The sequence below is a fragment of the Vibrio sp. 10N.222.46.A1 genome, assembly GCF_041473595.1.
Lineage (GTDB): Bacteria > Pseudomonadota > Gammaproteobacteria > Enterobacterales > Vibrionaceae > Vibrio > Vibrio tasmaniensis_A.
This window is the reverse complement of the sequence record NZ_JBFRSN010000093.1, coordinates 1-7,086: the sequence shown is the minus strand read 5'-3', so window position 1 is coordinate 7,086 and position 7,086 is coordinate 1. Positions and strand designations below refer to the sequence as shown.

5 protein-coding genes are annotated in these 7,086 nt (G+C 44.3%); all 5 read left to right on the top strand.

All coding sequences use genetic code 11. The features are described from left to right. Positions 1 to 157: 157 nt before the first annotated feature. The 5 genes from AB4496_RS03320 to AB4496_RS03300 all read left to right on the top strand — a co-directional run bounded on the left by AB4496_RS03320 (position 158) and on the right by AB4496_RS03300 (position 6,939). On the top strand, positions 158 to 2,194 hold the full coding sequence (locus tag AB4496_RS03320) for a methyl-accepting chemotaxis protein (protein WP_009848661.1): 2,037 nt from the start codon (positions 158 to 160) through the stop codon (positions 2,192 to 2,194). Between the two features lie 193 nt (positions 2,195 to 2,387). Continuing rightward, positions 2,388 to 3,203, top strand: a complete 816-nt coding sequence (gene rlmA, locus AB4496_RS03315) for a 23S rRNA (guanine(745)-N(1))-methyltransferase (RefSeq protein WP_009848662.1) — start codon at positions 2,388 to 2,390, stop codon at positions 3,201 to 3,203. Between the two features lie 75 nt (positions 3,204 to 3,278). Next, positions 3,279 to 4,238 carry a ChaN family lipoprotein gene (locus AB4496_RS03310; protein ID WP_009848663.1) on the top strand — a complete coding sequence of 320 codons (960 nt, stop codon included), beginning with the start codon at positions 3,279 to 3,281 and terminating at the stop codon, positions 4,236 to 4,238. Positions 4,239 to 4,522: 284 nt separating this feature from the next. Next, complete coding sequence (locus AB4496_RS03305; protein WP_009848664.1) at positions 4,523 to 4,876, top strand: hypothetical protein; 354 nt, start codon at positions 4,523 to 4,525, stop codon at positions 4,874 to 4,876. A gap of 176 nt (positions 4,877 to 5,052) precedes the next feature. Further along, the gene (locus tag AB4496_RS03300) at positions 5,053 to 6,939 is read left to right on the top strand and encodes a BCCT family transporter (RefSeq protein ID WP_009848665.1); all 1,887 of its coding nucleotides are present in this window, start codon (positions 5,053 to 5,055) and stop codon (positions 6,937 to 6,939) included. Positions 6,940 to 7,086: the final 147 nt, after the last annotated feature.

The window sequence follows — 7,086 nt, the reverse complement described above, 5'->3', positions numbered from 1 at the left end:
TTTCATATCTCATACGCCACAATTTATAAATATAACTATCAATTCATTAATTCTTATCAATTACTGCCTATGAATAAGTTCTTATGATAGGAGGCTCAATAACAAACTTATCTAAAACCACTTAACAACACCTCAATGAAGACAGGATAATGAATTCATGTTCGAGAAATACAAAAATCAAAGTGTTGGCTTCCAACTTAAGTTGGTCATTTTGCTGTGCTTACTTATCGCCTTTGGCTCTATCGCAACGCTCGTGTATCGCAATGCCTCACAAGTATTATTAGACAACACGTTAAGGGAACACCAATCCAAAGTAGAAGCGATGGCCAAAACCATATCTGGCCAATTCGATGCCTACCTGCATACCGCCAAAGTTTTAGAATCCACCTTTCGTAACGGTTACCTAGCAGGTGTTTATGTTGAGAATTACGACGTTGAGTTCAACGGTCATTCCATTCCTAACCTGACTCAATATGGTGAGAGCCTAATCAACGACACTAAACTCGTTGATAGCTTTACTCGCGACACCGGCGCTGTAGCAACCCTATTTGCCCCATTTGGCGATGACTTTATTCGCGTGTCTACTTCTCTTAAAAAACCGTCAGGGGAACGTGTTGTTGCCACAACGTTAGGCAAGGATCATCCTGGCTATAACAAACTCAAAAATGGCGAAGCTTATTACGCGCAAGTGAAGCTCTTCGGCCAACGCTACATTACCTACTACGCGCCTTTAACGAATGCACAAGGCAAAGTTAACGGTGTCTCTTTCATTGGTCTACCCGTAGAAGAGGCGACACAAAACCTGTTCGAGTCATTGCGTTCTGTCTCATGGGGCGATACTGGCTATACCATCATCGTTGACAATGAAGAAGAGCATCAAGGCCAGTACTTACTGCACCCTACTAATGCTGGAGGTGATAAATCTATTGTGGATGTTGCCGACTACGACGGTAACAAACCTTTCTATCAGCTCTTTGAGCAGCCATCCGGCTTGATTCTCTACCCTTTTGAGTATCAAGGAACAGTGGGCGAAAAATACCTCGTCTATACCGAAGTCCCGGGGTGGAATTGGAAACTACTTGGCGGCACATTTATTAATGAAGTCACTAAAGGCAGTGACGAACTGCTGAAACTTATCGCGATAATCGCGACCTTGATTGCCGCCGCTACCATCGTCGTGTTAACGCTCGTATTGAACCGTACGTTGACGCCGTTAACGACTTTAAACGAATACATGATGCGCTTAGGAAAAGGCGAAGTCAGCTTACATATTCCAAACAACGGCAAACAGACTAAGAATGAAATCAGCAACCTAAATACCGGCGTTGCGAATATGGCTGCTCAATTGAATACACTCGTTGGAGAAATTCGTACGACCAGTGATCAAGTACAAAACAGCTCTAGCAGTGTGTCACAGGATGCTAGCCACAATCTGAGCCAATCTGACCGCCAGCAAGCACAGGTTGAGCAAGTCGTTACCGCTATTGAAGAGATGGCTACCTCGGCAGAATCTGTAGCGCAGCAAGTGAATAGCATTGCTGAAAATGTTCGCCTAGCCAATGAAGACAGCCAGAAAGGTTTAGAAGTCGTTGAAGGTGTGTGTATTGATGTTGCCCAGCTAAATGATCAATTAGACAAATCAGCATCGGCCATCGAGCAAGTGAGTTCTGATAGCGAAAGCATTCAAACCGTCACCAAAATGATTGATGACATCGCAGAACAAACCAACTTACTTGCGTTGAACGCTGCAATAGAAGCAGCGCGAGCGGGTGATCAGGGGCGTGGTTTTGCCGTGGTCGCTGACGAAGTAAGAACATTGGCTCATCGTACACAAACGTCAGTACAAGACGTAGTGAGCATCATCGAGAAGTTAAAATCTTCAACTAACAATGCCGTGAACCTGATGACACAAAGCCAATCAAATGCCAACCAAGTACTTGATAAAGCGCAAGAAGCAGGCACAGCCCTAGAGTCGATTGCCTCTCAAGTTGAATCTATTGCTTCTCAAGCTGAAACCATTGCTGCGACATCAGAAGAGCAAGCTCAGGTTTCTCAAGAAATAGCAGCGAACGCGCATGCGATCAGCGATTTGAACCAGCAAAGCCGTGAAACCAGCGCTAAGACCTCTCACAGTGCTGATGAACTTCAAAAACAAGCTGAGTCGTTAAAGAACCAAGTTAACTTCTTTAGCTAAAAGCCGAGTTCACTGTTTCTATCAGTGACTTGCTCATAACCAATAGAGCCAACCATACGTTGGCTCTATCTCTTCACTGACAGCCTCTGTATCTTCACTAATTGCCGTAAACCAAGACAGCTGCGTTTATTCTAGCGCCCCACAATGCTTCCTGTTAAAATTTTGGACTTGAAATTTCTACCTCGAGTTCGCAATGACTTACCAATGCCCTTTGTGTCACCAACCTTTATCTCAAAACGATCGTACGTTTAAGTGTGAAAAGAACCATCAGTTCGACCTAGCGAAAGAAGGCTATGTCAATTTGATGCCAGCACACCACAAACGCTCAAAAGATCCAGGTGACAACAAAGAAATGATGCAGGCTCGTCGCCGCTTCCTTGAAGGCAACCACTACGATCCAATGCGTCAAGCCGTTGTTGGTTTATGCGCTAGCTATCTGCCAGCAACCGCCCCTAGCCTATTAGATATCGGTTGTGGTGAAGGTTATTACACCAATGAAATTGCGGTAAACCTTCAAGAAAAGAATGGTGCGACTTTTGGCCTAGACATTTCTAAGATTGCTATCAAATACGCAGCTAAACGCTACCCTGCTGTCGACTTCTCAGTCGCTTCGAGCCATCGCCTGCCCTTTGCGGAAAACAGCTTAGACGGCATTCTACGCATTTATGCGCCTTGCAAGGCTGAAGAACTGCAGCGCACCATCAAAGACAATGGCGTGGTGATCACCGTGACCCCTGCTAGCCGACACCTGTATCAGCTGCGTGATGCAATTTATGATGGTGTTCGCTTGCACGACGAAGATCCAGAAATGATTGAAGGTTTTACTCTTGAGCACCAAGAGCAACTAAACTATATGATGGAACTATCGGGGTCAGACGCATTCGACCTGCTACAGATGACGCCGTTTGCTTGGAAAGCGAGTGAAGAGTTTAAACAACAACTCATTGATGCTGAGCAATTCAACTGTGAAGCGGACTTTATGCTGCGAGTGTACCGCAAACAAATTTAATTGATATTGATTATCGTTTGCATTGAAATATCATCTTGCCTCCTTTAGTATGCGTGTTCTTCAAGGAGGCATTTCATGCAACGTATTATTCTTATCGGATTAGCTACCCTGCTCACAGCTTGTGCTAATCAACCTTCAAATAGCACTTCTCAACAAGTGGCTAACACGCAAACGGAAAACGTTTCCACATTCTATGACTACCAGTTTGCTTCTCCACAAGGCGAAACGCTTTCTCTCGATGCATTACCTAAACAGCTGATTGACGCTGATGTGGTTCTTATTGGCGAATGGCACACTCACTCGGCAATCCATCGCTTCCAAACCGATTTCTTAAAAGCACGTCGCAACGCCACATCAAACATCGCGCTTTCAATGGAACAATTCACTCGAGAACATCAAGACACATTAAACCAATATCTCAATGATGAAATTGGCGAACAAATTCTTATGCCTCAAGCGGCTGCTTGGCCAAACTACGAAAGTGATTATCGTGCACTGGTTGAGTTCGCTAAAACCAACAACGTCGATATCATTGCGGCAAACGCACCAAAACCCTTTGTACAGTGTATCGGCCGTAAAGGATTATCCTATCTAGATCAGCTAACGACGGAACAACGTCAATGGATTGCTTCAGAAGTGGATACTGGCGATAGCCCTTATAAAGAAAAGTTCATGGCTTCGATGCATCACGGAACACCAGAGCAAACAGAAAAACAGTTTGCGGCTCAAGTCACATGGGACGAAACCATGGCAGAGTCGATTGTTGATTACCTCGCATCAAACCCAGATCAGCAAGTGATTCATGTTGCTGGCAAGTTCCATACAGAAGATGGTTTAGGCACAGCTGCATCGATTCTGCGTCGCAATCCCGATCTAAAAATTGCGATTATCAGCCCAGTTAAGGAAATCGCTTCAGATAGCAGTGACTACCAGCTCAAAGTGCTTTCTCCACCCGCTCGCTTTGTTAAAAAAGAGAACAGAATGAAGGCATACAAACACCTATCTAAGCGCGGCGCTAGCCTAGAGTGCGACTAAACCATTCTTATCCATTCTTATCCATTCTTATAAGAGAACGAAACGATGGGCTAATTCTAGATAACTAGCCCATCGACAGAGCTTCATTGGCTCCTATCATCCACTCTAACTCTATATAACATTCAAATTCCTTATCGGCACAAGATTTGCTTAATAACTAGACGGTTTGACCAAGCAGACGAAAAAACAATGTGCGAATAAAAAAACATCACCACGGTGATTAAATGCACAAGTTTTTCACACCTCTGCCGATACTATATTTAAGGATAGGTAAGGAGAGCGATATGACACCAGTAGGAACGAGTAATACTCAGCTGTATTCACCTGCGAAAATGAACGCACAGAATAAAAGCACCGAGGCTGAAAAGCCTGCTCCACTCAAGGTGGAACAAAATACCGTTAAGCTTTCCGATGAAGGAAAAGCGCTATTATCTGCTCTTAAACAAATCGATAAAGAATCCAAAAAATTCGAAGCGGAAAATGCAACCGTTACAGATAAAGTTGAATCGTTCGCTCACGGCGCATTAGGCATGGACCACCCAGACAAGGTTGAAGAAGAGGATGATGGCTCATATTCAGCGGGGCAATTCTTGTCCGCGGCACTTACCGTAGGTGGCATCCTTATCGCTTTAGTCTAACTTTTTGCTTTAACCTAATTTCGCTTTAGCCTAACTTTACAGCTCTGCTTCTCTATTCTTTCATTACCTACCTTTTATTGAATAGAAGCAATTTGTCGTCACGACAACAGACCTGATTTGGTCTAAAAAACGAGTTCATTCCATAATTCCGCTCTCATTTTAATGGAATAATACTCGTGAAAAACACTTTTGAGCTTATTGATAAGCCTACCTTCTTTGGTGCTATTGCACTCCTACTCACGATAGTTTTCCCGCTCATTTTGTTCCCAGCACAGGGCGCAGACTGGATTGCGGTTGCGAAAACATTCATGACGGATCAACTTGGATTTCTATATCTTGCTCTAGGCCTAGCTGCTTGTGCCTTCATGGTTTACGTTGTGTTCAGTGATATGGGACAAATTAAACTGGGTGAAGCTGATGAAGAACCTGAGTTCAAAACTGCATCATGGGCAGCAATGCTTTTCTGTGGTGGTATCGGCGCAAGTATCTTGTACTGGGGCTGTATTGAGTGGGCTTACTACTACCAATCACCGCCTTTCCAACTAGAACCCGGAAGTGAAGAAGCGGTTCGTTGGGCGGCAACTTATGGTTTGTTTCACTGGGGACCAATCGCTTGGTCTATCTACTTGATCCCAGCGATTCCTATCGCTTACTTCTTTTATGTGCGTAAACAGCCTGTTCTAAAGATCTCTAGTGCGTTAATGCCTGTTCTTGGTGAACACCGCAGTAAAGGCGTACCTGGAAAAATCGTCGATATCCTATTCATTTTCGGTCTACTGGGTGGCGCCGCGACAACACTAGGTTTAGCAGCACCTCTCATCACTGAAGGCTTAAATCACCTATTCGGTCTACCTAAAAACAACCTTACGCAAGCAATGGTGCTTTTAGTTTGTACGGCAATTTTTGCTTACTCTTCTTATGCTGGCTTGGAAAAAGGCATCAAGATCCTGAGTAACATCAATTTCTGGGGTGCAATGGGTTTACTGACTTTCGTTCTGATCGCCGGTCCAACAATCTTCATGCTAGAAACAGGTTTAGACTCTATTGGTCGTCTACTGTCTAACTTCTTCGTGATGGCAACGTGGGCTGAACCATTTGGTGGTTACGGTACCTTTGAGAACACGCACTTCCCACAAGACTGGACCATTTTCTACTGGGCGTGGTGGCTAGTATTTGCACCAAGTATGGGCCTGTTTGTTGCGCGAATCTCTCGCGGAAGAACCATCAAACAAATGGTGTCAGGTTCAATTTTCTTTGGCTCTCTAGGTTGTTTCTTGTTCTTCATGATCCTAGGTAACTATGGCCTATCACTACAACTTTCTGGTGAACTGGATGTAGTAGCGATTTTGAATGCAGAAGGCGCTACCAAAGCTATCTTCTCGATGCTTGCGCAACTGCCAATGAGTACACTAGTTATCGCGGTATTTACGCTGCTGTGTATTATTTTCACTGCAACGACATTTGACTCAATCTCATACATCCTAGCGTCTGTTGTGCAAAACAACGTGACCGAAGAGCCAATGCGTTGGAACCGTATGTTCTGGGCATTCACACTGTCGTTCTTGCCAACGATTCTGATGTTCTTGGGTGGTCTAAGTACGCTACAAACGGCAGCAATAGTTGGTGGCTTACCGCTACTGGTGATCTCTGTGATGCTGATGATTTCAGCGGTTCGTGCAACTAGCCTCGACCTACGCCATCAAGACGCGTACATCGAGCCAACGATCAATATCGAAGAACTACCAGATATGGACCCTTGGTCTGCAGAAGGTATGGCACTGGCTCAATTTGAGAAAGAAAGAGATGCAGCACAAGAAGCTGCAGAACTTGAGCGTATTGCTTACACAGAACTTGCCGCAGTGAAGAAAGAAATTCGCGCTTATGTGCTAGAACAAGATTCACAAATGGAAACTCACGAGTTACCAGAGAACCTACAACAAGCACTTGAGCAGGCCGAGAGTAATCTTAGTGCCGCACAAGCGAAAAAAATCGAGTTATCTGAGCAAGCTCAGAATGCTCGTATCACGTTCAACCAGGTGGTTGCAGACTTACCGCTTGCTTGACATTAGCCATGACACAGTCCATTGATTTGGACCCTCCTAAATACGACAAAGGCTCACAGAAATGTGAGCCTTTTTTTATGCTTTTCAAAAAATTGGAGTTATTGCTCAATTTCACATTGATGAAATAAATATGAAACGACTTTGACA

Bases quoted from the DNA above. Each gene is read 5' to 3' on its own strand.
- AB4496_RS03320 (WP_009848661.1), top strand. From the start codon at position 158: ATGTTCGAGAAATACAAAAATCAAAGTGTTGGCTTCCAACTTAAGTTG.
- rlmA (WP_009848662.1), top strand. From the start codon at position 2,388: ATGACTTACCAATGCCCTTTGTGTCACCAACCTTTATCTCAAAACGAT.
- AB4496_RS03310 (WP_009848663.1), top strand. From the start codon at position 3,279: ATGCAACGTATTATTCTTATCGGATTAGCTACCCTGCTCACAGCTTGT.
- AB4496_RS03305 (WP_009848664.1), top strand. From the start codon at position 4,523: ATGACACCAGTAGGAACGAGTAATACTCAGCTGTATTCACCTGCGAAA.